The 22,362-nt window shown below is 67.8% G+C and carries 24 protein-coding genes; 18 read left to right on the top strand and 6 right to left on the bottom strand.

The window, feature by feature from the left end:
- Position 1 precedes the first annotated feature (1 nt).
- Positions 2 to 445: a VOC family protein gene (locus ACR9FL_RS13705; protein ID WP_436355973.1), complete on the bottom strand. Its 444-nt coding sequence runs from the start codon at positions 443 to 445 to the stop codon at positions 2 to 4.
- Between the two features lie 57 nt (positions 446 to 502).
- Between ACR9FL_RS13705 and ACR9FL_RS13700 the strand changes: the two genes are divergently transcribed.
- Positions 503 to 1,192 (top strand): winged helix-turn-helix transcriptional regulator, encoded by a 690-nt coding sequence (locus ACR9FL_RS13700; RefSeq protein WP_436355972.1) that lies wholly within the window; start codon positions 503 to 505, stop codon positions 1,190 to 1,192.
- Between the two features lie 137 nt (positions 1,193 to 1,329).
- Here the strand turns inward: ACR9FL_RS13700 and ACR9FL_RS13695 are convergent, their stop codons facing one another.
- Positions 1,330 to 1,545, bottom strand: a complete 216-nt coding sequence (locus ACR9FL_RS13695; RefSeq protein WP_436355971.1) for a flagellar hook protein FlgE — start codon at positions 1,543 to 1,545, stop codon at positions 1,330 to 1,332.
- Positions 1,546 to 1,768: 223 nt separating this feature from the next.
- Here ACR9FL_RS13695 and ACR9FL_RS13690 point away from each other — a divergent pair, with 223 nt between their 5' ends.
- Together ACR9FL_RS13690 and ACR9FL_RS13685 are read left to right on the top strand one after the other, a co-directional pair.
- On the top strand, positions 1,769 to 3,754 hold the full coding sequence (locus ACR9FL_RS13690) for a DEAD/DEAH box helicase (protein WP_436355970.1): 1,986 nt from the start codon (positions 1,769 to 1,771) through the stop codon (positions 3,752 to 3,754).
- A 50-nt stretch (positions 3,755 to 3,804) separates the two neighbouring features.
- Positions 3,805 to 4,155: a DUF962 domain-containing protein gene (locus tag ACR9FL_RS13685; protein WP_296177457.1), complete on the top strand. Its 351-nt coding sequence runs from the start codon at positions 3,805 to 3,807 to the stop codon at positions 4,153 to 4,155.
- 217 nt (positions 4,156 to 4,372) lie between these two features.
- On the opposite strand, the gene ACR9FL_RS13680 is transcribed toward ACR9FL_RS13685, so the two are convergent.
- The gene (locus ACR9FL_RS13680; RefSeq protein WP_436355969.1) at positions 4,373 to 4,927 is read right to left on the bottom strand and encodes a 3D domain-containing protein; all 555 of its coding nucleotides are present in this window, start codon (positions 4,925 to 4,927) and stop codon (positions 4,373 to 4,375) included.
- A 402-nt stretch (positions 4,928 to 5,329) separates the two neighbouring features.
- Between ACR9FL_RS13680 and ACR9FL_RS13675 the strand changes: the two genes are divergently transcribed.
- The 4 genes from ACR9FL_RS13675 (at position 5,330) to ACR9FL_RS13660 (ending at position 8,241) form a co-directional block, all read left to right on the top strand.
- Positions 5,330 to 6,361 carry a S1/P1 Nuclease gene (locus ACR9FL_RS13675; RefSeq protein ID WP_436355967.1) on the top strand — a complete coding sequence of 344 codons (1,032 nt, stop codon included), beginning with the start codon at positions 5,330 to 5,332 and terminating at the stop codon, positions 6,359 to 6,361.
- 167 nt (positions 6,362 to 6,528) lie between these two features.
- Positions 6,529 to 7,317, top strand: coding sequence for an RNA methyltransferase (locus ACR9FL_RS13670; protein WP_436355966.1), 789 nt, complete (start codon positions 6,529 to 6,531; stop codon positions 7,315 to 7,317).
- A gap of 150 nt (positions 7,318 to 7,467) precedes the next feature.
- Entirely contained in the window at positions 7,468 to 7,770 is a 303-nt protein-coding gene (locus ACR9FL_RS13665; RefSeq protein WP_436355965.1) for a GIY-YIG nuclease family protein, read from the top strand.
- Between the two features lie 147 nt (positions 7,771 to 7,917).
- Complete coding sequence (locus ACR9FL_RS13660) at positions 7,918 to 8,241, top strand: YnfA family protein (protein ID WP_296177465.1); 324 nt, start codon at positions 7,918 to 7,920, stop codon at positions 8,239 to 8,241.
- Here ACR9FL_RS13660 and ACR9FL_RS13655 read toward each other — a convergent pair.
- Both ACR9FL_RS13655 and ACR9FL_RS13650 read right to left on the bottom strand, forming a co-directional pair.
- Positions 8,238 to 8,939 (bottom strand): NAD-dependent deacylase, encoded by a 702-nt coding sequence (locus tag ACR9FL_RS13655; RefSeq protein WP_436355964.1) that lies wholly within the window; start codon positions 8,937 to 8,939, stop codon positions 8,238 to 8,240. The two genes, ACR9FL_RS13660 and ACR9FL_RS13655, sit on opposite strands and share 4 nt — an antisense overlap.
- Positions 8,936 to 9,820 carry a LysR family transcriptional regulator gene (locus tag ACR9FL_RS13650; protein ID WP_436355963.1) on the bottom strand — a complete coding sequence of 295 codons (885 nt, stop codon included), beginning with the start codon at positions 9,818 to 9,820 and terminating at the stop codon, positions 8,936 to 8,938. Before ACR9FL_RS13650 ends, ACR9FL_RS13655 begins: the two co-directional genes overlap by 4 nt.
- 169 nt (positions 9,821 to 9,989) lie before the next feature.
- On the opposite strand from ACR9FL_RS13650, the gene ACR9FL_RS13645 reads away from it, so the two are divergent.
- The 10 genes from ACR9FL_RS13645 (at position 9,990) to ACR9FL_RS13600 (ending at position 19,428) form a co-directional block, all read left to right on the top strand.
- A complete protein-coding gene (locus ACR9FL_RS13645; protein ID WP_296176709.1) occupies positions 9,990 to 11,096 on the top strand; it encodes an S-(hydroxymethyl)glutathione dehydrogenase/class III alcohol dehydrogenase in 1,107 nt (368 codons plus the stop codon).
- Complete coding sequence (locus ACR9FL_RS13640; protein WP_436355962.1) at positions 11,096 to 11,647, top strand: hypothetical protein; 552 nt, start codon at positions 11,096 to 11,098, stop codon at positions 11,645 to 11,647. The genes ACR9FL_RS13645 and ACR9FL_RS13640 overlap by 1 nt, the downstream gene beginning before the upstream one ends.
- Before the next feature lie 79 nt (positions 11,648 to 11,726).
- A complete protein-coding gene (locus ACR9FL_RS13635) occupies positions 11,727 to 12,113 on the top strand; it encodes a VOC family protein (protein ID WP_436355961.1) in 387 nt (128 codons plus the stop codon).
- Positions 12,114 to 12,192: 79 nt separating this feature from the next.
- On the top strand, positions 12,193 to 12,894 hold the full coding sequence (locus ACR9FL_RS13630; RefSeq protein ID WP_436355960.1) for a hypothetical protein: 702 nt from the start codon (positions 12,193 to 12,195) through the stop codon (positions 12,892 to 12,894).
- A gap of 66 nt (positions 12,895 to 12,960) precedes the next feature.
- The gene (locus ACR9FL_RS13625) at positions 12,961 to 13,515 is read left to right on the top strand and encodes a hypothetical protein (protein ID WP_436355959.1); all 555 of its coding nucleotides are present in this window, start codon (positions 12,961 to 12,963) and stop codon (positions 13,513 to 13,515) included.
- Positions 13,516 to 13,529: 14 nt separating this feature from the next.
- On the top strand, positions 13,530 to 14,363 hold the full coding sequence (fghA, locus tag ACR9FL_RS13620; protein WP_436355958.1) for an S-formylglutathione hydrolase: 834 nt from the start codon (positions 13,530 to 13,532) through the stop codon (positions 14,361 to 14,363).
- 29 nt (positions 14,364 to 14,392) lie between these two features.
- On the top strand, positions 14,393 to 15,364 hold the full coding sequence (locus ACR9FL_RS13615) for a DUF4350 domain-containing protein (protein WP_436355957.1): 972 nt from the start codon (positions 14,393 to 14,395) through the stop codon (positions 15,362 to 15,364).
- Entirely contained in the window at positions 15,361 to 15,603 is a 243-nt protein-coding gene (locus ACR9FL_RS13610; protein ID WP_436355956.1) for a hypothetical protein, read from the top strand. The genes ACR9FL_RS13615 and ACR9FL_RS13610 overlap by 4 nt, the downstream gene beginning before the upstream one ends.
- 115 nt (positions 15,604 to 15,718) lie before the next feature.
- Positions 15,719 to 17,551, top strand: a complete 1,833-nt coding sequence (locus ACR9FL_RS13605; protein ID WP_436355955.1) for a DUF885 domain-containing protein — start codon at positions 15,719 to 15,721, stop codon at positions 17,549 to 17,551.
- Between the two features lie 86 nt (positions 17,552 to 17,637).
- Positions 17,638 to 19,428, top strand: a complete 1,791-nt coding sequence (locus tag ACR9FL_RS13600) for a DUF885 domain-containing protein (RefSeq protein ID WP_436355953.1) — start codon at positions 17,638 to 17,640, stop codon at positions 19,426 to 19,428.
- A gap of 269 nt (positions 19,429 to 19,697) precedes the next feature.
- Here ACR9FL_RS13600 and ACR9FL_RS13595 read toward each other — a convergent pair whose 3' ends face one another.
- On the bottom strand, positions 19,698 to 20,831 hold the full coding sequence (locus ACR9FL_RS13595) for a DUF1176 domain-containing protein (RefSeq protein WP_436355951.1): 1,134 nt from the start codon (positions 20,829 to 20,831) through the stop codon (positions 19,698 to 19,700).
- A gap of 193 nt (positions 20,832 to 21,024) precedes the next feature.
- On the opposite strand from ACR9FL_RS13595, the gene ACR9FL_RS13590 reads away from it, so the two are divergent.
- On the top strand, positions 21,025 to 22,245 hold the full coding sequence (locus tag ACR9FL_RS13590) for an NADP-dependent isocitrate dehydrogenase (protein WP_436355949.1): 1,221 nt from the start codon (positions 21,025 to 21,027) through the stop codon (positions 22,243 to 22,245).
- Positions 22,246 to 22,362: the final 117 nt, after the last annotated feature.

Below are 22,362 nucleotides of genomic sequence, written 5' to 3'. Positions count from 1 at the left end.
ATCAGCCGCCCCCGACCTGGGCGGCGAAGGCTTCGGGGCCCTCGGCGGCGGCTTCGGGGTCCATCCACATGACTTCCCAGATGTGGCCGTCCGGGTCGGCGTAGCTGCGACCGTACATGAAGCCGTAGTCCTGCTTGGTGTTGGGGTCGGCCTGACCGCCGGCCTGGGCGGCGCGGTCGATCGCCGCATCCACGGCCTCGCGGCTGTCTTCCGAGACGCAGATCAGCACCTGGGCCGTCTTGTGCGCGTCGGGAATGGCGCGGTCGGTGAAGCTGGCGAACTTCTCATGGGTCAGCAGCATGGCGTGGATGGTGTCCGAGAAGACCATGCAGGCGGCCGTGTCGTCCGAGAACATGGGGTTCTTCGCGGCGCCTACGGCCTCGTAGAAGGCGACGGAGCGCGGCAGGTCGGTGACAGGCAGATTGACGAAGATGAGCTTGTTCATTTGGCGATCCTCCCTGATCTGGCGTAACGGTGTCCTATCGTGTTATGTTAGTCAACCATGAAGTTAGAAAAAGTAACTAACGAGTCCGCCGGCCGTTCCCGCCGCTATCACGACGCCTGCGGCGCCGCCCACGGACTCGACCTTGTCGGCGAGCGCTGGGCCTTGCTGGTGATACGAGAACTCATGATGGGGCCGCGGCGTTTCAGCGACCTGCGCAAGGACCTGTGCGGCCTGTCGGCCAATGTCCTGACGCAGCGGCTGGAGGGGCTGGAGGCCTCGGGCATCGTCCGCAAGCGCAAGCTGCCGCCGCCCGCCTCGGTCCAGGTCTATGAGCTGACCGACTGGGGCTATGAGATCAAGCCGGTCTTCATGGTTTTGGGCCGCTGGGCCGCGCGCTCGCCCCAGCACGACCCGACCCTGCCGATCAGCGCCGTGTCGATCATGCAGTCGTTCGAGACCATGTTCGATCCGGCGAGGGCCGAGGGCGCGGTCATGCGCCTGGGCTTCGCCCTGGATGAGGACCGCATGGTGGTCAGCGTGGCCGACGGGCGGATCGAGACGCGGCGCGGCGAGGTCGAGGACGGCGAGGTGATCGTGCGCGCTTCGCCGCCGATCGTGGCCACCGCCGTCTATGGCAAGGTTCCGCTGGCGGCGCTGGAAGCCGAGGGGGCGATGAGTCTTGAGGGCAAGCGCGAGGTGTTCGCCCGCTTCATCGACTTCTTCCACCTGCCGGAGAAGGCGGGGTGAAGCGGTTTCTTCGCCGTCATCCTCGGGCTTGACCCGAGGATCGGGTTCTCCGTCTGCTCAATATCAACAGGACGAGCGCGCCCCCACGCTCGATCCTCGGGTCAAGCCCGAGGATGACGGAGGGAAGGGGTGTGGCTCTAGACCAGTATGTCCAGCAGCGTCCCCGTCATCTCGTCCGCCGTCCGCGCCGCGGCGGCGTTGGCGGAGAAGTCCTGCTTGGCGCGGATCTGCTCGACGGCCTCGACGGCCAGATTGTCCAGCGCGCCCGTGGCCGTACGTCGGGCGCTGGCCTCGAAGCGGTTGACGGCGTTCTGCATTCCGGCGGCGGCGGTGGTCAGCGGCGGGATCGTCATGAGCGGTCTCCGGGCGGAAAATGGACTCGGCTGAGCCTCAGGATCGTGGCTTTGCGGTCAATGGCGCCTGAACAAGCGTGGTGAACGGCGGTCTTTTTGCGGAAATCCGCCGCATCGGGGCCGTTATTGGTGTATAGAGAGCGCCTCCTCATCGCCCGGCCGGCTGTTCGCCTTGGCCGGGCGCGGTCGTTTTACGGCCGCCATGCTCTTTTTCAGGTCGTATATGCCCTTTCCCGCGATCCACCCCGCGCTAGACCGCGCCCTCGCCAACAAGGGCTATGCCGAGCCCACCCCCGTCCAGGCGGCGGTTCTGGAAGGCCACGGCGAGGCCGACATGCTGGTCTCGGCCCAGACCGGTTCGGGCAAGACGGTGGCCTTCGGTCTGGCGGCGGCTTCGTCCCTGCTGGGCGCTGACGAAACCTTCGGTCCCGCCGACGCCCCGCTGATGCTGGCTATCGCGCCGACGCGCGAACTGGCGCTGCAGGTCTCGGCCGAGTTGGAATGGCTGTACGGCGAGTCCAAGGCCAAGATCACCACCTGCGTCGGCGGTATGGACGCCCGTAAGGAAGCGCGCGCGCTCAACTACGGCATCCACATCGTGGTCGGCACGCCCGGCCGCCTGAAGGACCACATCGACCGCGGCAACCTGGACCTGTCGGCCCTGAAGGTGCTGGTGCTCGACGAGGCCGATGAGATGCTCGACATGGGCTTCCGCGAGGACCTGGAATACATCCTGGAGCAGTCGCCGGCCGAGCGTCGCACCCTGCTGTTCTCGGCCACCATCGCCCGCGACATCGCCATGATGGCCAAGCGCTATCAGCGCGACGCCGTGCGCATCGACACCGTCGACCGCAGCCAGCCGCACAGCGACATCGAATATCGCGCCCTGCGCATCGCCCCGAACGAGATCGAGCACGCCGTCGTCAACGTGCTGCGCTTCTATGAGGCGCCGGGCGCCCTGGTCTTCTGCTCGACGCGCGACAGCGTGCGTCACCTGCAGTCGTCGCTGCTGGAGCGCGGTTTCGCGACCGTGGCCCTCTCGGGTGAAATGGGTCAGCGCGAACGCACCGACGCGCTTCAGGCTCTGCGTGACGGCCGCGCCCGCGTCTGCGTCGCTACCGACGTGGCCGCGCGCGGTCTGGACCTGCCGGACCTGGGCCTGGTGATCCATGCCGAACTGCCGATCAACAAGGCGACCATGCTGCACCGTTCGGGCCGCACCGGCCGCGCGGGCAAGAAGGGCACCTCCATCCTGCTGGTGCCGAGCAGCCGTCGCCGCAAGGCCGAGATGCTGCTGGGCTCGGCGGGCGTCGAGGCGACCTGGGCCGGCGCTCCGACCGCCGACGAAATCCTGGCCAAGGACGAGCAGCGCCTGCTGGCCGCCCCGGTCTTCGCCGAGGAAGGCGCCGAGGACGACGCCGGCCTGATCGCCAAGCTGGTCGCTGAGCGCACGCCGGAAGACCTGGCCCGCGCCCTGCTGGTCCTGCTGCGCAAGGATCTGCCGGCTCCCGAGGACCTGGTCGATCCGGGCCAGGGCCCGCAGCGCAAGCCGCGTGGCGAGAGCGGCGACGCCTTCGCCGCCGGGGCCTCGCCCTTCGAGCGTCTGCAGCCGGACCAGGTGTCCTGGTTCCGCATGGACATCGGCCGTAACCGCAACGCCGATCCCAAGTGGCTGATCCCGATGATCTGCCGCATCGGCGGCATCACCAAGCAGCAGATCGGTTCGATCAAGACCTTCCCCGAAGAGACCCGCTTCGAGATCGCCAACACCCACGTCGAGGCCTTCCGGAAGCTGGCGGCCATGAACACCAATGAGGCGAACATCACGCCCTCGGAGGCCCCGCATTCGGGCATGTTCAAGGGCGGCGCGCGCAACCGCCGCGACGAAGGCGGCGAGCGTCCCTACGCCAAGAAGCCCTTCCGTCGCGACGAGAGCGGCGAGGGCGAGCGCCCGCCGTTCAAGAAGAAGCCGTGGCAGCCGCGCGAGGGCGAAGGCGGCGGCGAACGCCCGGCCTTCAACAAGAAGCCCTATGCTCCGCGCGCCGAGGGCGAACGCGCTGAGCGTCCCGAAGGCGGCTTCGCCAAGGGCCCCGGCGCCAAGAAGCCGTTCAAGCCCAAGTCGGACTTCAAGGCCGGCGGCAAGCCGGGCTTCAAGCCGGCCGGCAAGCCGTTCAACAAGGCCGGCAAGCCTGGCAAGCGTTTCGACTAACCAATGATCGCTGACTTGCCCCCGGTTCGATCCGGGGGCAGGCTGCGGCCATGACCGCACGCGATCCACAAACTGGCCGCGACCCCGGCCCTGGCGCAGGGGGGCGATACGCCTCGTTCGAGGCCTTCTACCCCTATTACATCCACGAGCATTCCAACCGGACCTGCCGCCGCATCCACGTGGTCGGCACGGGGCTGGTGATCGCCGCCTTCGGGGCCTTCTGCGTCACGCTGAACCCCTGGTGGCTGCTGGCCATGCCCCTGGTCGGCTACGGCTTCGCCTGGGTCGGGCATTTCTTCTTCGAGAAGAACCGGCCGGCGACCTTCAAATACCCGCTGTGGAGCCTGAGGGGCGACTTCCGGTTGTTCTTCGAGACGGTCAGCGGAAAGCGGAAGTTCTGATCGGACCTGACCCTTGCCGTCATCCTCGGGCTTGACCCGAGGATCGAGCGCTGGGACGCCGTGGACCTCTCGCAATTGTCGCGCGGGCGGATAACCCGATCCTCGGGTCAAGCCCGAGGATGACGGCGGGAGGTGGCGAGGCTCGCAAGTTTCCGCTCAAACAAAAAGGCGACCGGATCGCTCCGGTCGCCTTTTTTGTCGGGGAGCGTTGTCGCTCTTAGTTCGAGGCCGTTTCCCAGGCCGGGGGGCAGCCCTGGAAGTCGCCGGCGTCGGCGATGGTCAGGGTCTTCATGTTCAGGCTCATGGCCTGACGCATCGAGCCGCGGCCGTGGCCGGTGTAGAGGTCGATCTTGGCGCCCTTGATCGCGCCGCCGGTGTCCGAGGCGTACCAGTAGCCGTCGTGGACGCCGCCGTCGGCCAGGCGCATGCCGACCGTCTCACGGATGAAGAGCTTGGTGCGGCGCGGGATGACGCGGGGGTCGACAGCGACCGTGCGCATGGCGATCGGACGGCAACCGAGCGAGTCGTTGCCCGTCGCGCCGCCGCCGCCTGCATGATAGAGCCGGGCCGAGGCGCGCCAGTCGGGATCGCCCGCCATCAACTCGGCCTGTTCGGCGGAGAGGGCGGACGCATCGACGGAACTTTCAGCCGCCGCGGCGGTTTCCATTGCAGCCGTTTCGATCGCGACAACGGCTTCATAAGGTTGAGGCTCTCCGGAACCGGAGAAGGCCATAGCCCAGAACATGGCAAGCGCAGCGGCTGTGTTCAGCATCGAACAGACTCAGGAAGCACCGGTCCCGACACGATCCGGCGACGGGTTTTTGACCGTCAATTGTGGCCAAAACGTGTCGCTTGAGATCAGCGGCCGGGCTGAAACACGATCATCGTTCGACTAGTCCACAGGGTGGTGAGCATATCGCGCAAATGTCACAGCATATGTGGCAGCAACGAAATCAGTATTGGTGGTCAATGTCTTCTATACTGTTTGGATCAGCTGTCTGGTTAACACCTAAGTCTGGTCGTGTAACACTTTATTGCGAAGAAAGTCTGCGACTTGGCTCAAGATAACGGCGGCGTGATCGCGCGGCCACGCCGCATGCACGACGGCTGGAGGCGGGGCCGGTAATGGGATAAGCGGTCGTTTCCTCACGAATTTTCCCGCCGGTGTTCCCCGATGAAGCGTCAAGTCAAACGCCTGATGATCTCCGCCGCCGCCCTGATGCTGGTCGCGGCCCCCGCCGTTCATGTGGACGCCTGGGGCAATACCGGCCACCGTCTGATCGGCGTCGCGGCCATGCGCGGTCTCAGCGACGACCTGCCGGCCTTCCTGCGCACGCCGGGCGCCATTGCTGATGTGGGCGAACTGGCGCGCGAGCCGGATCGCTGGAAGGGCGGCGGCCAGCCGCACGACCGCGAACGCGACACGGCCCACTTCATCGACTTCGACGACAACGGCCATGCGATGACGGCCAACGGCCCGCATATCGACGCCCTGCCGCGTCTGAAGTCGGACTTCGATACGGCCCTGGTCCAGGCGGGCATCAAGATCGACGAGGTCGGCTATCTGCCCTACGCCCTGATGGACGCCTATCAGAACCTGGGCCGCGACTTCGCCTACTGGCGCGTCCTGACCGCCGCCGAGGGCCGCGAGACGGACCCCGGCAAGAAGGCCTGGTACCGCGCTGACCGCGAGCGCCGCGAGGCCCTGATCCTGCGCGACATCGGCGTCCTGGCCCACTATGTCGGCGACGGCTCGCAGCCGCACCACACCTCGATCCATTTCAACGGCTGGGGCGACTATCCCAACCCCGAGGGCTTCACCAACTCGCGCCGCACCCACGGCATCTTCGAGGGCGAGTTCACCTCGCGCGTCGCCCGTCTGGATACGGTCGAGGCGGCGATGAGCCAGCCGCAGGTGTCGGGTCTGGACCTGCGCGCCCGCACCGCCGGCTATCTGAAGACGACCCTGGGCACGGTCATTCCCTTCTATCGTCTGGAAAAGGCGGGCGGGTTCCGCGACGCCGACCCGCGCGGCGCGGCCTTCGTCACCGAGCGTCTGGCGGCCGGCGCCTCGGAACTGCGCGACCTGATCATCCTCAGCTGGCGCGAGAGCGGCTCGGCCGCCATCGGCTGGCCCGCCGTCAAGGTGGCCGAGGTCGAGGCCGGCACGGTCGATCCCTGGACCTCGATGATCGGCGAGGACTGAATCTTCTTCCTTCTCCCCTTGCGGGAGAAGGTGGGCCCGAAGGGCTCGGATGAGGGGTTTCTGAACGCTCGAAAGGGATGAGGCGGTCGGCGGTGACGCGACCCCTCATCCGTCGGCCTGCGGCCGCCACCTTCTCCCGCAAGGGGAGAAGGGTTACAGACCGCCCCATGACTGAACTCACGCCCCCCGTCGTCATCCTCGACAAGTCCCAGATGGCCGAGAACATCGGCGCGGTCGCTCGCGTCATGGCGAACTTCGGCCTGTCGGAACTGCGTCTGGTCACGCCGCGCGACGGCTGGCCGCAAGAGCGCGCCTGGGCCACGGCCTCGGGCGCCGACTGGGTGCTGGACGGGGTCAAGGTCTTCGACAGCGTGGCTGAGGCGATCCACGACCTGAACACCGTCTTCGCCACCACCGCCCGCCCGCGCGAGACGCGCCAGCCGGTGCGCACCCCGCGTGAGAGCGCCCGCATCCTCTATGACGACACGGCGTCGGGCCTGAAGACCGGCCTGTTGTTCGGCGGAGAGCGTGCGGGTCTTGAGACGACCGACATCGCCCTGTGCGCCGGCATCACCACCATCCCGATCGACCCGAAGCACCACTCGCTGAACCTGGCCCAGGCCGTGGCCATCAACGCCTATGAGTGGCGCACCCTGATCCTCGACGCCCCGCCGCCACGCTTCCGTGAAGGCGAGCCGCCCGCGTCGAACGAACTGCTGGTCGGCATGTACGAACACTTCGAGGCCGAGCTGGACGCCGGCGGCTTCTTCCACCCGCCCGAGAAGAAGCCGTCCATGAGCCAGAACCTGCGCGTCATGCTGGGCCGCGCCGCCTTCACCGAACAGGAGGTCGCCACCATGCGCGGCGCCATCCACGCCCTGGCCAAGGGCCGCGGCCGGGTGCTGGCCAAGCTGGCCGAGAAGCGCGCGGCGGAAGACGCGAAGAAGGGCGGCTAATCCCCTGCCGTCATCCTCGGGGCGGCGCAGCCGAACCCGGGGACCCAGGCGGTTGAACTGCTCGCGCCTTGTCCAGGCGCTTCCCCGCGTGCTGAATGGCCTGGGTTCCGGGTTCGCTGCGCGCCCCGGAATGACGGCAGGGGAGGGCAGTTGCGAAATCAAGACGCGATCATCGCCGCCTATATCATGGCCAGCCGCCGCAACGGCACGCTCTACACCGGCGTCACCAGCGACCTTCACGCCCGCGTCTGGCGGCATAAGCTTGGAACGTTCAAGGGCTTTACCGATGACTACTGCTGCAAAGGGTTGGTCTGGTTCGAACCGCATCTCGGCATGACCGAAGCCATCGCGCGCGAGAAGCAGATCAAGAAATGGCGGCGTGCGTGGAAGCTGACGCTGATTGAAGCCGCCAACCCGGTCTGGGAGGACCTGGCGGCGGATTGGTATGGCTGACCTATCATGCCGTTATCCCGGGGCGCGAAGCGAACCCGGGACCCAGGCGGCGGAGGTGTCCGCGCCTTGTCCTGACGTTCCCGCACATGTTGAACGGTCTGGGTTCCGGGTTCGGCTGCGCCGCCCCGGAATGACGGAGTTGGAAGTATGAAACTCGCCCTCATCTACCCCCTCGCCGCCATCGCTGAAATTGGCGGCTGCTTCGCCTTCTGGGCTTGGCTGAAGCTGGATCGGTCGCCGGTCTGGCTGGTTCCCGGAGTGCTCAGCCTGATCGCCTTCGCCTGGCTGCTGACCCTGGTTCCGACCGAGACGGCGGGGCGGGCGTTCGCGGCCTATGGCGGAGTCTATATCTGCGCCTCGCTGGTCTGGATGGCGCTGGTCGAGAAGACGACGCCGGACCGTTGGGACCTGATCGGCGGGGCGGTCTGCCTGATCGGGGCGGGGATTATTCTGTTCGGGCCGCGAGGCTAGAGCCCGTCGAAGAAGGTGGGCACGACCTCGGTCGCGGGGCCATAGACGCCCTCGTCGAACAGGTGGCGCCCCTGCGTCGGCTCCAGATTGATCTCCACCGTCCGCGCCCCGGCCATGCGCGCCAGTTGCACGAAGCCCGCCGCCGGATAGACCGCGCCCGAGGTGCCGATGGAAACGAACAGGTCGCAGGCTTCCAACGCCGCCTCGATCCGCTCCATCGCCAGCGGCATCTCGCCGAACCAGACGATGTGCGGACGCAATATCCCCTGCGGATGATGCGGCGAGGCGTGCGCGGCCTCCAGATCGCCGGTCCAGTCGCAGACCGCGCCCGACGCGGTGCAGCGTGCCTTGTTCAGCTCGCCGTGCATGTGGATCAGCTCGAAGCCGGGGGCGGGCGGCGTCTCGACGTGCGCCCGGTCGTGCAGGTCGTCGACGTTCTGTGTCACCAGCAGGAAGTCGCCCCGCCAACGCGCCGCCAGATCGGCCAGGGCCCGGTGCGCGGCGTTGGGCTGCACGCGCGCCAGATGCCGCCGCCGCTGGTTGTAGAAGTCCTGCACCAGGGCCGGATTGGCCGCGAAGCCTTCGGGCGTCGCCACCTCCTCGATGTGATGCCCCTCCCACAACCCGTCCGAGGCACGGAAGGTCGGCACGCCGCTCTCGGCCGAGACGCCGGCGCCGGTCAGGACGACGAGGTTCATGCGGGGCTCCTTTGGGCGAGGCTGTCGTGCAGCCAGTCGATCATGGCGCGGACCTTGGGCGGGACGTGGCGGGGGTGGGGGTGGACGGCCCAGACGCCTTCGTCGGGCGGGCGTTGGTCATCGAGCAGGGAGACTAACGCGCCCGACGCCAGCGCCTCGGCCACGTAGAAGTCGGGCAGTTGGCACAGGCCCAGCCCCTGCAGCGCCGCGTCCAGCACCGCCGCGCCGGAGTTGCAGCGCCAGCGGCCCGAGGGGCGCAAGGTCACCTCGCGCCCGGCCTCGGTGAAGCGCCAGTGCTCGGCCGAGCCGATCAGGCCGTCGTGGCTGGCGATCTCGGACAGGTCGCGCGGGGCGCCGCGACGCGCCAGATAGTCGGGGCTGGCGCACAGGATCAGCCGCCTTGAGGCCAGACGCCGCGCCATCAGCCGCGAGTCGGTCAGATGGCCGAACCGCACCGCCAGATCATAGCCGTCGCCGACCAGGTCCCTGAGACGATTGTCCAAATCCAGCTCGATCCGCAGTTCCGGGTTCTGGCGCGCAAAGGCGTTGACGGCGGGGGCGATGAAGCGTTCGCCGTAGGAGACCGAACAGGTCATGCGCAGCAGGCCGCGCGGGGCCTGATCGTCGGGCTGGACGGCGGCCAGGGCCTCGTCGCGTTCGTCGATCAGGCGGCGGCAGCGGGCCAGGAAGTCGCGGCCTGCGTCGGTCAGCTCGACCCGGCGGGTGGTGCGGTGCAGGAGGCGGGTCTGCAGCCGGTCCTCCAGCCGGGCGATCTCGCGGCTGACCGCCGAGGTCGACAGGCTTAAGCGCCGGGCGGCGGCCGAGAAGCTGGCCTGTTCGGCGACAGCGGTGAATTCGTCGATCCCGTCCCAGCGGCTCATCGGGACGTTCGATCATGATTGTTGCAGCGCGACAATAATGTTTTGCGGTTGTCGCCATATCCGCCCCGCCGCGATGGGCGTAGAACAGACGCCAATTCAGTCACCTCATGTCCCTGAAGCAGCGAGCGACCGCGTCGCGAGCGATAGGGACGTCCGAAGGACCCACATCATGAAAACCCGCGCCGCCGTTGCGTTCGAAGCCAAACGTCCGCTCGAGATCGTCGAGGTCGATCTGGAAGGCCCGCGCGCGGGCGAGGTGCTGATCGAGATCAAGGCGACGGGCGTCTGCCACACTGACGCCTATACGCTGGACGGTCTGGACTCCGAGGGCATATTCCCGAGCATTCTCGGCCACGAAGGCGCGGGCGTGGTGGTCGAGGTCGGGCCGGGCGTGACGAGCTTGGCCGTCGGCGACCACGTCATCCCGCTGTACACGCCGGAATGCCGCCAGTGTAAGTCGTGCCTGAGCCGCAAGACCAACCTGTGCACCTCGATCCGGGGCACGCAGGGCAAGGGCCTGATGCCCGACGGCACCTCGCGCTTTTCCTACAAGGGTCAGGCCATCGCCCACTACATGGGCTGCTCGACCTTCTCGAACTACACGGTCCTGCCCGAGATCGCCCTGGCCAAGATCCGCAAGGACGCCCCCTTCGACAAGGCCTGCTATATCGGCTGCGGCGTGACGACGGGCGTGGGCGCGGTGGTCAACACGGCCAAGGTCGAGCCGGGCGCCAACGCCGTGGTCTTCGGTCTGGGCGGCATCGGCCTGAACGTCATCCAGGGGCTGAAGCTGGTCGGGGCCGACATGATCGTCGGCGTCGACATCAACGGCGACAAGGAAGAATGGGGCCGTCGCTTCGGCATGACCCACTTCGTCAATCCCAAGGACACGCCCGACGTGGTGGCCCATCTGGTCGAGCTGACCGGCGGCGGCGCCGACTACACCTTCGACTGCACCGGCAACACCGTGGTCATGCGTCAGGCGCTGGAAGCCTGCCACCGCGGCTGGGGCGAGAGCATCGTCATCGGCGTGGCCGAGGCGGGCAAGGAGATCGCCACCCGTCCGTTCCAGCTGGTCACCGGCCGCGTCTGGAAGGGCTCGGCCTTCGGCGGCGCGCGCGGCCGCACCGACACGCCGAAGATCGTCGACTGGTACATGGACGGCAAGATTGAGATCGACCCGATGATCACGCACACTCTGCCGCTGGAGCGCATCAATGAGGCGTTCGATCTGATGCATGAGGGCAAGAGCATCCGCTCGGTGATCGTCTTCTGATGCGTTTGTCCTTGCTGGGGTTGGTGCTGCTCACGACGGCGTGCGGGCCGTCAAATCCCGCGCCGCGGGACAGCGAACTGCGCCAGACGCCTGCTCCAACGCCAGCTTGGACGATGCATAGCATTACGCTCTATCTGCCGACGCCTGTTATCGAACAGCGAGTTCCGACGGCCGTTCTCGGCGATTACATAAAGGATTTACGGGCGCGGGCGTCCAACGCCTTTATGGAGCTGCCAGCGCAGGAAGGCGTTAGCGGGGCTGTCGTCGTGATGGTCAAGCCTGGCCGACAGGCGCGTGTATGGCTGGCGACCGGCGCGCCGATGGAACCGGAGATGCAGGCGGCTATCGAGAAGGCGCTTGCCGAGGCGCCTCCTCCCGAGGTTGTGGGAGGACCTGTTGTGTTTGGTCTGCTGTTCTCCGCCTGGGGAGGCGGGACGCCTCCGGCTGGTCTGCCGATGCCGACGCCAGAAGCTTGGAATGCCTTGTCAGGAGACGCGGGCGACTGGGTGATGGATGATCGCTTTTACGAAGAGGCTTGGGGGCTGCGATAGTCCGTTGCCAAAAGAAACTTTTGTGGCCTAGCTTGCGGCGCCCGGCGAACCGGTCGGGCGCATTATCGGGAGGAAGACCATGTTCACCCACGTCACCGTCGGCGCCAACGACGTCCAGGCGTCGCACAAATTCTATGATGCGGTGCTCGGCGCCCTGGGCCATCAGCCCGGCACGTTCAGCGATCAGCCCCGGCCCGGCGTCTGGTACATGACGCCGCGCGGCATGCTGGGCGTGGTCACGCCGCGCGACGGCGAGGCGGCCTGTCACGCCAACGGCGGCACCATCGGTTTCGCAGCCGCCAGCCCCGAGGCGGTCGTCGCCTTCGCCGAGGCCGGCGCGGCGGCGGGCGGCACGGTGATCGAGGACCCGGCGGGTCCGCGCGACACCCCCTTCGGCGTCATGCACCTGGCCTATCTGCGCGATCCGTCGGGCAACAAGATCTGCGCCGTTCACCGGCCGTCGTAAAAGCCGAGCTTGCGACAACTGACCACGGGGCGGCGTCGGCGTGATCCTTTACCAACCCACGATCAAGGGGAGGATCATCATGAAGTTCGACGCGCAAAAGGCTCTGATCGCCTATTCGGGCGTGCTGACAGCCGTCTTCGTGGGGGTGATGGTCTCGGGGGCGGTGTCGGGCGTCGGCCCGGCCCGCTTCACCGAGATCGACGTCCAGCGCATCAATGTGCGCGAGCCGGACGGCACGCTGCGGATGGTGATCTCGAACCAGACATCCTTCCCCGAAATTCCCTATCGCGGGCGCGAGGTTCCGCATCCGGGGCGAGATTCAGCGGGGATGCTGTTCATGAACGAGGAAGGCACCGAGGTCGGCGGCCTGGTGTTCGGCGGCAAGAACGCCGACGGCGTCAAGTCGTCGGGCGGCAGCCTGACCTTCGACGGTTACGAGCAGGATCAGACGGTCCAGATCATGGGCTTCCAGCAGGGCGCGCGTCGGGTCTCCGGCGTCTTCGTCAACGACCGGCCCGAGGAGTCGATCGACTATGACGTCCTGACCCGGCTGTCCGGCCTGACCCCGGAACAGCAGCAGGCGGCGATGCTGGCGGCCAATATGGACGGCCAGCCGCGCGCCTTCCTGGGGCGCCAGGGGTCAGGGGCGTCGGAGTTGGTGCTGCGCGACGGCGCGGGTCGGGGGCGTCTGGTGCTGAGCGTGGCGGCCGATGGCGGCGCGCGCATCACCTTCAAGGACGAGAACGGCCAGGCGACCCGCGTGGTGACGCCCGAAGGCTGACGGCGGGCCTATCTGCCTGGGTCCGCAAGGGATAAAGCAGGGCCCAGGTTTGAAGGTGGAGACGAGATGAGGGCGAAAGCGGCGATGACGGCGGGGCTGGCGTTCAGCCTCTCGCTCGGATTGGCGGCCTGCGACCGGGGCGCCGAGGTGGCGCCGGGAGCCGAAGCGCCCGCCGAGGCCTGGGTCGGCCAGGACGTGGTCCTCTACCTGCCCGATCCGGTCATGAAGGCGCGGGTCGAGGTCTCGGCCCTGTCGCCCTATGTCAATGCGGCGACGCGGGCGGCCGAGGGGGCGGTGCGCGCCGCCCCGGTCCAGCCCGGCGCCTCGGGCATGCTGCTGCTGATGGTCAAGCCGGGCGGGCGGGCCAAGGCCTGGGTCGTGACCGGCGAACCGGCGCTTAAGCCCGACACCATCGCGGCGGTGGTCAAGGCGGTCGAGGCCGTGCCGGCCCCCGCCGTGCGCCAAGGCCCGATCCTGGTCGGCGTCGGCTTTGAGGCCTGGGGCGGCGGCGCGCCGCCCGCCGGGGCCAGCCCGCCGATCCCGCGCGACTGGTATGCGCATTTCGCCAAGGACGGCGGCAGGCTGGACGACGCCTTCATGGCCCGCGTCTGGCCCGACTGACTGGAGTTCGAGTGATGGAAACGACCAAGACCCATGCCGTCCACGGCGGGACCCTGCGCTATCTGAAGCATGACAGCGCCACGACGGGCACGCCCATGACCCTGTCGGTCTTCGTCCCCGCTGGCGAAGGCCCTTTCCCGGTCCTGATCTGGCTGTCGGGCCTGACCTGCACCGAGGACAACTTCACCACCAAGGCCGGGGCCTACAAGGCCGCCGCCGTGCATGGCGTCATCATTGTCGCGCCCGACACCAGCCCGCGCGGTGAAGGCGTGGCCGACGATCCCGCCTATGATCTGGGCCAGGGCGCGGGCTTCTACGTCGATGCGACCGAAGCGCCCTGGGCGCCGCATTTCCGCATGGAAACCTATGTCGCCGACGAACTGATCGCCCTGATCGACGGCGCGTTTCCGACGACGAAGACGCGCTCGATCTTCGGTCACTCCATGGGCGGCCACGGGGCGCTGACGCTGGCCCTGCGCCACCCTGAGCTGTTCAAGTCCGTCTCGGCCTTCGCGCCGATCTCGTCGCCGACACGCTGTCCCTGGGGCAAGAAGGCCTTCAAAGCCTATCTGGGCGAGGATCGCGCCGCGTGGGCGAGGCACGACGCGGCCCTGCTGATCGAGGGCGGCGCGGCGGCGGGCGTGTTCGACGACATCCTGGTGGATCAGGGCGACGCCGACAGCTTCCTGATCGATCAGCTGAAGCCGGAACTGCTGGTCGCGGCGGCCAAAAAGGCAGGGCAGGGGCTGACCCTGCGGATGCAGCCGGGCTATGATCACTCCTACTTCTTCATGGCCAGCTTCGTGGACGACCACGTCGCCTTCCATGCGACCCGCCTGAAGGCCTAGCCCTTCCGGCCCTCTCGGAGATGACCCGGATGCGGCGTGGGTGTGCGGTTCTGGCGGGGATGTTCGCGGTGCTGACGGCCTCTCCTGCATGGGCGCAGGAGCAGTCGGGCGATCTGGACTGGCGGCCCCAGGTCGTCGCCCCGGCCTATGCCGCCGACGGCCCCCTGATCCGTGTCGATGAAGGTCACGGCAGCGTCCAGACCATCACGGGCCGCTATGCTGGGTTCGCGGCGCTGTCGCGTGCAGACGGCTATCGGGTGGACGCCGGCGCCGGTCGGCTGGATGCGCCCGGCGCCTTGGACGGGGTGGGGGTTCTGGTCATTTCCAACGCCGCCACCCCGCGCGACGGCTCGGGACGGATCAGCGCCTTTGACGAGGCGGAGCTCGAGGCCGTGGTCCGCTGGGTCGAGGCCGGCGGCGCTCTGTTGCTGGCGGCGGATCACGCCCCGCACGGCTCGGCGGCTGAGGCCCTGGCGGCGCGGTTCGGCGTGGGGATGGGCAAGGGCTATGCCTTTCGCCTGACACCGGGCGGGCTGACCGCCAACCTGGATTTCCTGCGCGCCGACGGCGCCTTGGGCGCGCATCCGATTATCGTGGGGCGCAGCCCTGCCGAACGCATCGACCATGTTCGCACCTTCACCGGTCAGTCGCTGACAGGACCGCCCGGGGCGACGGTGCTCATGGCCATGAAGCCCGAGGATCGTGAGGCGGCGGATCAAGCCTCGCTGCAACAAATCCGTCAGGCGCTGGATGGACCGGGGGGTGCGGACGCCCTCGCCGCCCTGTCGCGCCCGGCCCTGCCGGCGCAGGGGCTGGCGTTTGAGCATGGCGCCGGTCGGGTGGTGGTGCTAGGCGAGGCGGGCATGCTGACCGCGCAGATCGTGCGCTTTGCGGCAGACCAGAACCGCGAACCCATGCGGTTCGGACTGAACACCACCGGGCACGACGATCAGCAGTTCGTGCTCAATACTCTCCACTGGCTTTCGAGACTGATCCCATGACGACCCCGGCGACCGACGCACCCATCGACTTCGACGCCATGTTCGCCGCCCTGTGCAGCGAGGTGGGGTTCTGCCTGCATGAGAAGGGGCAGAAGAAGGTGATCGCGGCCCTGCCCAAGGGGCTGGATGCGGCGATGAAGGCGGTGCTGGCGGCCGAGGGCGTGGACGAACCCAATGCGCCGGGCGATCTGAAGAAGGCCGTGCGCGACTGCCTTAAGGCCCACGTCCAGCCCGGCTGATTTTCGTGCGGCGGCGCAGCATGGACGAAACTTCATCCGCGCCGTGACAGTGACCGCTTGCGGGGCGGCAAGGCTTCGCTAGTGTCCCCTCCCATCGCTTTTGGGAGGAAGCCCGATGATGGACCGTCGCCGCCTGTTGATGACCGCCGCCCTGGGAGGCGCGTTCGCGACCTCGGGCGCCGCCCGCGCTCTGGCTCAAGCGTCGGGGGCGCCGGCCACGGGCCCCGCTTCGGCCCAGTTCCTGGCCCTGCTGGACAAGATCGCCCAGGAGATGATCCTGTCCGATCCCGAGACCCTGACCATGCTGGGCATGGACCGGGGGCCGATGGCGGACGCCCGCTTCAAGCTGAGCGACCGCTCGCAGGCCAAGATCGACGCCGACAAGGTCAAGTTCAAGGAGGCCATGTCGGCGGTGAAGGCCATCGACAAGCGCCAGCTGACGACCACCGAGCAGACCTATTACGACTCGCTGGAGTTCTTCGGCGACACCCTGATGATGGGGGATAGCTTCCCCTACGGCGGCGGCTTCTCGCCCTCGCCCTACACCGTCAGCCAGCTGGGCGGCGCCTATCAGCAGATCCCCGACTTCCTCGACAGCCAGCACCGCATCGAGGCGGCGGACGACGCCGAGGCCTATCTGCCGCGCCTGTCGGACTTCGCCAAGGGTCTGGACGACGAGCGGGCGCGCATGCAGGTCGAGTTCTCGGCCGGGGCCGTGCCGCCGGACTTCGTCATCGACCGCACCCTGACCCAGATGGGCGCCATCACCGGCACGGCCGCAGCCGACTCGGTCATGGCCACCTCCCTGGCGCGCCGCGCGGCCGAGAAGAACCTGCCCGGCGACTGGGCCGCCAAGGCCGAGGCCATCCTGACCAGTGAGGTCTATCCGGCCATCCAGCGTCAGGCCGACGCCCTGAAGGCCGTGCGTCCCGGCGCCACCCATGACGGCGGCGTCTGGCGCCTGCCGGACGGCGAGGCCTATTACCGCTTCGGCCTGCAGTACTACACCACCTCCTCGATGACGCCGGACGAGGTGCATCAGATGGGTCTGGAGCAGGTGGCCGATATCTCCAGTCGCGCCGACGCCCTGTTGAAGGCGCAAGGGTTGACGCAAGGCACGGTCGGCGCCCGCATCGCCGCTCTCGGCAAGGACCCGCGCTTCGTCTATCCGAACACGGACGAGGCCAAGGACGAGCTGATCAAGGAGCTGAACGTCCAGATGGTCGCCATGCAGGCGCGCATGCCGGAATATTTCGGCCGCCTGCCCAAGTCGCCCTGCGACATCCGCCGCGTGCCCAAGGCCATCGAGGCCGGGGCGCCGGGCGGCTACTATCAGTCGCCGGCCCTGGATGGCTCGCGTCCGGGCGCCTACTACATCAACCTGCGCGACACGGCGGAATGGCCCAAGTGGACCCTGCCGACCCTGACCTATCACGAGGCGGTGCCGGGCCATCACTTCCAGATCGCCCTGCAGCAGGAGCAGCCGGACACCCCGCTGCTGATGAAGGTCATGGGCTTCTCGGCCTATTCCGAGGGCTGGGGTCTGTATTCGGAACAGCTGGCCGACGAGATCGGGGCCTATGAGAACGATCCCTTCGGTCAGATCGGCTATCTGCAGTCGCTGATGTTCCGTGCCGCGCGTCTGGTGGTCGACTCGGGTCTGCACCACAAGCGCTGGAGCCGCGAGCAGGGCATCCGCTATATGGTCGACACCCTGGGCGACCAGGAATCCAGCATCGCCACCGAGGTCGAGCGCTACTGCGTCTGGCCCGGCCAAGCCTCCAGCTACAAGGTCGGCCACACGACCTGGGTGCGCCTGCGTGAAGACGCCAAGCGTCGCCTGGGCGACCGCTTCGACATCAAGGGCTTCCACGACACCGGCCTGAACCTGGGCGGGGTGCCGCTGACGGTTCTGGAGCGCGCCCTGAACGCCTGGACGCCGGCCTGAGACGGACGGGCGCGCCGGCCCGACGAACAGTCTGAGTAGCGAGGGGGCGCGCGGCGTCGCGCCCGCCTCTTTGGGGAGTCTGAACCATGATCGATCGCCGCCGCCTTCTGCTGACCGCCGCCGCCACGGCCGCCGTCGCGCCGTCTCTGGCCCACGCCGCCGCCACCGATGCAGACGGGCGGCTGAACGCCCTGCTGGACGGCTGGTTCGAGGCGGACATCGACGACAATCCCGAATACGCGACCAACCTCGGCCTCGACCGTGGCGCGCGCTCTAGCCTGTCATCCAAGCTGACGACGATCAGCCCCGACGCCATTCGCCATGACCGTGACAAGGCCATCAGCCGCTGGGCGACGCTACGCGCCTTCGATCAGACCGGCCTTAGCGAAGCGGGCGCCCTGAACTACGCCATCGCCGCCTTCGGGCGCGAGACGGCGGCCGAGACTTCGGCCTTCGCCTATGGTTCGGGGCCGGGCCGACCCTCGCCCTATATCGTCACCCAGCTGTCGGGCGCCTATTTCGAGACGCCGGACTTCATGGACAACCAGCACCGCATCGAGGATGCGGCGGGCGCCGAGGCCTTCCTGTCGCGGCTGGAAGCCTTCGCCGGGGTGCTGGACGGCGAGACGGACAAGGTGCGCGAGGACGCCGGCCTGGGCGTCATCCCACCCGACTTCATCATCGACCGCATGCTGCCCCAGGTCCGCACCCTGCGCGACACGCCCGCCGCCGACCTGGCCATGGTCAAGTCGCTGGTCAGGAAGACCGGCGCCCTGAACCTGTCGGGCTATGACGCCCGCGCCGCCGCCATCATCGACCAGAAGGTCAAGCCGGCCCTGGCGCGTCAGATCGCGGCGCTGGAGGCCATCCGCCCGCAGGCGACCCATGACGCCGGGGTCTGGCGCCTGCCGGACGGCGAGGTCTTCTACGCCAACGGCCTGAAATCCAACACGACCACGACGCTGAGCGCCGCCGAGATCCACAAGATGGGTCAGGAGCAGGTCGCCGAGATCAGCGCCGAGATCGACCTCATCCTGAAGTCCCAGGGCTATACTCAGGGGACGGTGGGCGAGCGCGTCCAGGCCCTGAACAAGGACCCGGCGCAACTCTTCCCCAACACCGATGCGGGCAAGGAGGAACTGCTGGCCTGGCTGAACCAGCAGGTGGCGGCGCTGGAGCCCAAGCTGCCTAGCGTCTTTGGTCGCCTGCCCAAGACCCATGTCGAAATCCGCCGCGTGCCGGTGTCGATCCAGTCGGGGGCGCCGGGCGGATACTATCAGGGGCCGCCGCTGGATGGCTCGCGGCCGGGCGCCTATTACATCAATCTGCGCGACAGCGGGAACTGGCCCAAGTTCGCCCTGCCGACCCTGACCTATCACGAGGCCTCGCCGGGCCACCACCTGCAGGTCGCCCTGCAGCGCGAGTCGGGCGAGCTGCCGCAGTGGCGCCGGGCGGGCGGTTTCTCGGCCTATAACGAAGGCTGGGCGCTGTATGCCGAGGCGGTCGCGGCCAACGACCTGAACGCCTATGCCGACAACCCGCTGGGTCGGGTCGGCTTCCTGATGTCCTATCTGTTCCGGGCCGTGCGTCTGGTGGTCGACACCGGCCTGCACTCGGAGCGCTGGAGCCGTGAGCGGGCGGTCGAATACATGGCGGCCTCGGGCGCCAAGCCGCTGGACGCCTCGAACAGCGAGATCAACCGCTACACCGTCTGGCCGGGTCAGGCCTGCGCCTACAAGGTCGGCCACACCGTCATCGCCCGCCTGCGGGCTGAAGCCCAGGCCAGGCCCGGCTTCGACCTGCGCGCCTTCCACGACAAGGTGCTGATGAACGGCTCCCTGCCGCTGGCGGTGCTGGAAGCCCAGATGCGGGGCTGAGGCGCCACGCGAGGTTGAAACGAAAGACGGCCCGGACGTTCGCGCGTCCGGGCCGTTTTCATGTGCTGGGAGCCTGTCAGGCGTGAGCGTCGCCCGCGACCTTCTTCCGCTCATCCCGGCGGACGCCGGGACCCAGTGCTTTGGCTCCAAGAACGGTAGGATAAAGGGTCAAGTCTACGTGTGGCGCTCTCACTGGGTCCCGGCGTCCGCCGGGATGAGCGGGGTTATAAGGCAGGTGGTCTATGCTTTCGCGACGCCGCCTGCGACGCTCAGGTCGTCGCGCGCCAGGTGGTCGGCCACAGGTCCTGAGGAATGGCCGTGCAGCTCGGCATGGCCTTCTCGTCCAGCAGGGCGAAGCGCTCCCCGGTCCAGGCCCAGGTTCCCATCCGGCCGCAGTCGCCGATGCCGCGTCCCTTGCCGAAGGCGAACAGGGTGCGGGTCTTGGGGTCGTAGCGGCTGTTGACCAGGTCCTGCTCGCTGCCCTGCGCCGTGGGGAAGACGACCGGCTGGGGCGCGGTCCCGTCGGCCGGGGTGATGAAGTAGGTCTGGTTGAAGTTGTAGGCGCCCTCGCCGCAGGGCACGGCCCACAGCAGCTTGTCAGCCGCCAGGCGGAAGACCTCGACGTTCGGCTCGAACCGTTCGCCCCTGCGGGTTTCGGCCAGGCATTCCTTGACCTTGGGGTGGGCCAGCAGGGCCGGGGACAGGTCGTCCTGCACCAGGCCGGTCTGGGCGACGGCGGCGGCGACCCTGACGCGCGGCGCGGCGGGACCGGCGGGGACCTCGGCGGCCGGGCGGTCGCCGCGGCGGATCAGGGCGGTGGGGGTGTTCAGTCGACCCTGACGCTCGTCGATCCACAGGAAGGCGGCGGCCGCCCCGCCCAGGCTGACCTTCATCTGCTCGTCGCCGCGCTTCAGCGCCATGAAGGAGCCGTTGCCCAGGTCGTGCAGCAGCTGAGGCGAGGGGGTCTTGAAGGCGATGACGTCGCCTTCCTCGTCCATCTTGGTGTTCTCGCCGGCATAGCGGCGGCCGTCGATGACGGCGTAGACGTCGCCCTCGCCGTCCTCCAGGCCCCAGCCGCCCATGTGGACGACGGGTCGGGCCTCTGGGCCAGGGGCCAGGGACACCAGGACGAAGCCCATGTTCTCATGCGCCGAACCGAAGGCGACGCAGTGGTTGGTGTTGTCGCAGGTAGCGGTCCAGTCGCGGAACTCGCGCGTCACGCTGGGCGGGTTGGCCGCCGTCTGGACGGTGGCGGCCGGCGAGGTGGCGGCCGTCTCGACCGCAGAGCCCGCCACGGCGGGCGCCGTGGTCGGCGCCTCGCCTTCCTTCGATCCGCAGGCTCCCAAGGCCAGCGGCAGGGTCAGGGCGGCGGAAGCGGTCAGCAACAGGCTGCGAAGCGTCATGTCTGGCGTCTCATCGGCGAAGGGGAGCGATAGGCGGCTTCCATGAACGGTCAAGCTGGCGGCGGGTTCAAGTCATGTCGGGGCATTTTACGTCGCAGGGCCGATCGGACCGCTCAGCCTTTGCGCCCGCGCGCGCGTCTCGCTATACCGCCCGCACGATATTCCTTCCCTGATTAAGAGACAGAGGCAGAGCATGGCCAAGATCAAGGTCGCCAACCCCATCGTGGACATCGACGGCGACGAAATGACCCGGATCATCTGGCAGATGATCAAGGACAAGCTGGTCTTCCCCTATCTGGACCTGGACCTCGACTACTACGACCTCGGCATGGAAAACCGCGACGCCACCGACGACCAGGTGACGATCGACGCGGCCAAGGCCATCCAGAAGCACGGCGTCGGCGTCAAGTGCGCCACCATCACGCCTGACGAAGCCCGTGTTCAGGAATTCGGCCTGAAGAAGATGTGGAAGTCGCCGAACGGCACCATCCGCAACATCCTGGGCGGCGTGGTCTTCCGCGAGCCGATCATCTGCAAGAACGTCCCGCGTCTGGTTCCGGGCTGGACCCAGCCCATCGTCGTCGGCCGTCACGCCTTTGGCGACCAGTACAAGGCCACGGACTTCCTGGTCCCCGGCCCGGGCAAGCTGACGATCAAGTTCCAGGGCGAAGACGGCCAGGTCATCGAGCACGAAGTGTTCGACTTCCCGTCGTCGGGCGTGGCCATGGGCATGTACAACCTGGACGACTCGATCACCGAGTTCGCCCGCGCCAGCTTCTCGTTCGGCCTGCAGCGTAACTTCCCGGTCTATCTGTCGACCAAGAACACCATCCTGAAAGCCTACGACGGCCGCTTCAAGGACATCTTCCAGAAGGTGTTCGACGAGGAATTCGCCGCCGAGTTCAAGGCCAAGGGCCTGACCTATGAGCACCGCCTGATCGACGACATGGTGGCCGCGGCCATCAAGTGGTCGGGCGGCTTCGTCTGGGCGTGCAAGAACTACGACGGCGACGTGCAGTCGGACGTCGTGGCTCAGGGCTTCGGCTCGCTGGGCCTGATGACCTCGGTGCTGATGACGCCGGACGGCAAGGTGCTGGAATCGGAAGCCGCCCACGGCACCGTGACCCGCCACTTCCGCCAGCATCAGAAGGGCGAGGCCACCTCGACCAACTCGATCGCCTCGATCTTCGCCTGGACGCGCGGCTTCTCGCACCGCGCCAAGCTGGACGACAACGCCGAGCTGGCCGAGTTCGCCGCCACCCTGGAACGCGTCGTGGTCGAAACCGTCGAGTCGGGCTTCATGACCAAGGACCTGGCCCTGCTGGTCGGCGACCAACAGTCGTGGCTGACCACCGAAGGCTTCCTCGACAAGGTGTCCGAGAACCTGAAGAAGGCCCTGCCGAACATTGGCTAGTGGCGCTACCGCGCTTCGCGCTGCTTGAGCGCGCTCAAGCAGCGAGCCGCCGCGCGGCGAGCGATAGCGCAACAAGAATGGCCCGTCGGAGAAATCCGGCGGGCCTTTTTTGTATTT

The sequence above is a fragment of the Brevundimonas sp. CEF1 genome (genome assembly GCF_051353055.1).
GTDB lineage: Bacteria > Pseudomonadota > Alphaproteobacteria > Caulobacterales > Caulobacteraceae > Brevundimonas.
The sequence above is the reverse complement of the archived record's forward strand: the minus strand, read 5'-3'. Positions and strand labels throughout refer to the sequence as shown.

Bases quoted from the DNA above. Each gene is read 5' to 3' on its own strand.
- ACR9FL_RS13615 (WP_436355957.1), top strand. From the start codon at position 14,393: ATGCGGCGTGGGTGTGCGGTTCTGGCGGGGATGTTCGCGGTGCTGACG.
- ACR9FL_RS13690 (WP_436355970.1), top strand. From the start codon at position 1,769: ATGCCCTTTCCCGCGATCCACCCCGCGCTAGACCGCGCCCTCGCCAAC.
- ACR9FL_RS13680 (WP_436355969.1), bottom strand. From the start codon at position 4,927: ATGCTGAACACAGCCGCTGCGCTTGCCATGTTCTGGGCTATGGCCTTC.
- ACR9FL_RS13705 (WP_436355973.1), bottom strand. From the start codon at position 445: ATGAACAAGCTCATCTTCGTCAATCTGCCTGTCACCGACCTGCCGCGC.
- ACR9FL_RS13600 (WP_436355953.1), top strand. From the start codon at position 17,638: ATGATCGATCGCCGCCGCCTTCTGCTGACCGCCGCCGCCACGGCCGCC.
- ACR9FL_RS13700 (WP_436355972.1), top strand. From the start codon at position 503: ATGAAGTTAGAAAAAGTAACTAACGAGTCCGCCGGCCGTTCCCGCCGC.
- ACR9FL_RS13645 (WP_296176709.1), top strand. From the start codon at position 9,990: ATGAAAACCCGCGCCGCCGTTGCGTTCGAAGCCAAACGTCCGCTCGAG.
- ACR9FL_RS13610 (WP_436355956.1), top strand. From the start codon at position 15,361: ATGACGACCCCGGCGACCGACGCACCCATCGACTTCGACGCCATGTTC.
- ACR9FL_RS13660 (WP_296177465.1), top strand. From the start codon at position 7,918: ATGAAACTCGCCCTCATCTACCCCCTCGCCGCCATCGCTGAAATTGGC.
- ACR9FL_RS13670 (WP_436355966.1), top strand. From the start codon at position 6,529: ATGACTGAACTCACGCCCCCCGTCGTCATCCTCGACAAGTCCCAGATG.
- ACR9FL_RS13590 (WP_436355949.1), top strand. From the start codon at position 21,025: ATGGCCAAGATCAAGGTCGCCAACCCCATCGTGGACATCGACGGCGAC.
- ACR9FL_RS13685 (WP_296177457.1), top strand. From the start codon at position 3,805: ATGACCGCACGCGATCCACAAACTGGCCGCGACCCCGGCCCTGGCGCA.
- ACR9FL_RS13630 (WP_436355960.1), top strand. From the start codon at position 12,193: ATGAAGTTCGACGCGCAAAAGGCTCTGATCGCCTATTCGGGCGTGCTG.
- fghA (WP_436355958.1), top strand. From the start codon at position 13,530: ATGGAAACGACCAAGACCCATGCCGTCCACGGCGGGACCCTGCGCTAT.
- ACR9FL_RS13640 (WP_436355962.1), top strand. From the start codon at position 11,096: ATGCGTTTGTCCTTGCTGGGGTTGGTGCTGCTCACGACGGCGTGCGGG.
- ACR9FL_RS13655 (WP_436355964.1), bottom strand. From the start codon at position 8,939: ATGAACCTCGTCGTCCTGACCGGCGCCGGCGTCTCGGCCGAGAGCGGC.
- ACR9FL_RS13635 (WP_436355961.1), top strand. From the start codon at position 11,727: ATGTTCACCCACGTCACCGTCGGCGCCAACGACGTCCAGGCGTCGCAC.
- ACR9FL_RS13675 (WP_436355967.1), top strand. From the start codon at position 5,330: ATGAAGCGTCAAGTCAAACGCCTGATGATCTCCGCCGCCGCCCTGATG.
- ACR9FL_RS13605 (WP_436355955.1), top strand. From the start codon at position 15,719: ATGATGGACCGTCGCCGCCTGTTGATGACCGCCGCCCTGGGAGGCGCG.
- ACR9FL_RS13650 (WP_436355963.1), bottom strand. From the start codon at position 9,820: ATGAGCCGCTGGGACGGGATCGACGAATTCACCGCTGTCGCCGAACAG.
- ACR9FL_RS13625 (WP_436355959.1), top strand. From the start codon at position 12,961: ATGAGGGCGAAAGCGGCGATGACGGCGGGGCTGGCGTTCAGCCTCTCG.
- ACR9FL_RS13595 (WP_436355951.1), bottom strand. From the start codon at position 20,831: ATGACGCTTCGCAGCCTGTTGCTGACCGCTTCCGCCGCCCTGACCCTG.
- ACR9FL_RS13695 (WP_436355971.1), bottom strand. From the start codon at position 1,545: ATGACGATCCCGCCGCTGACCACCGCCGCCGCCGGAATGCAGAACGCC.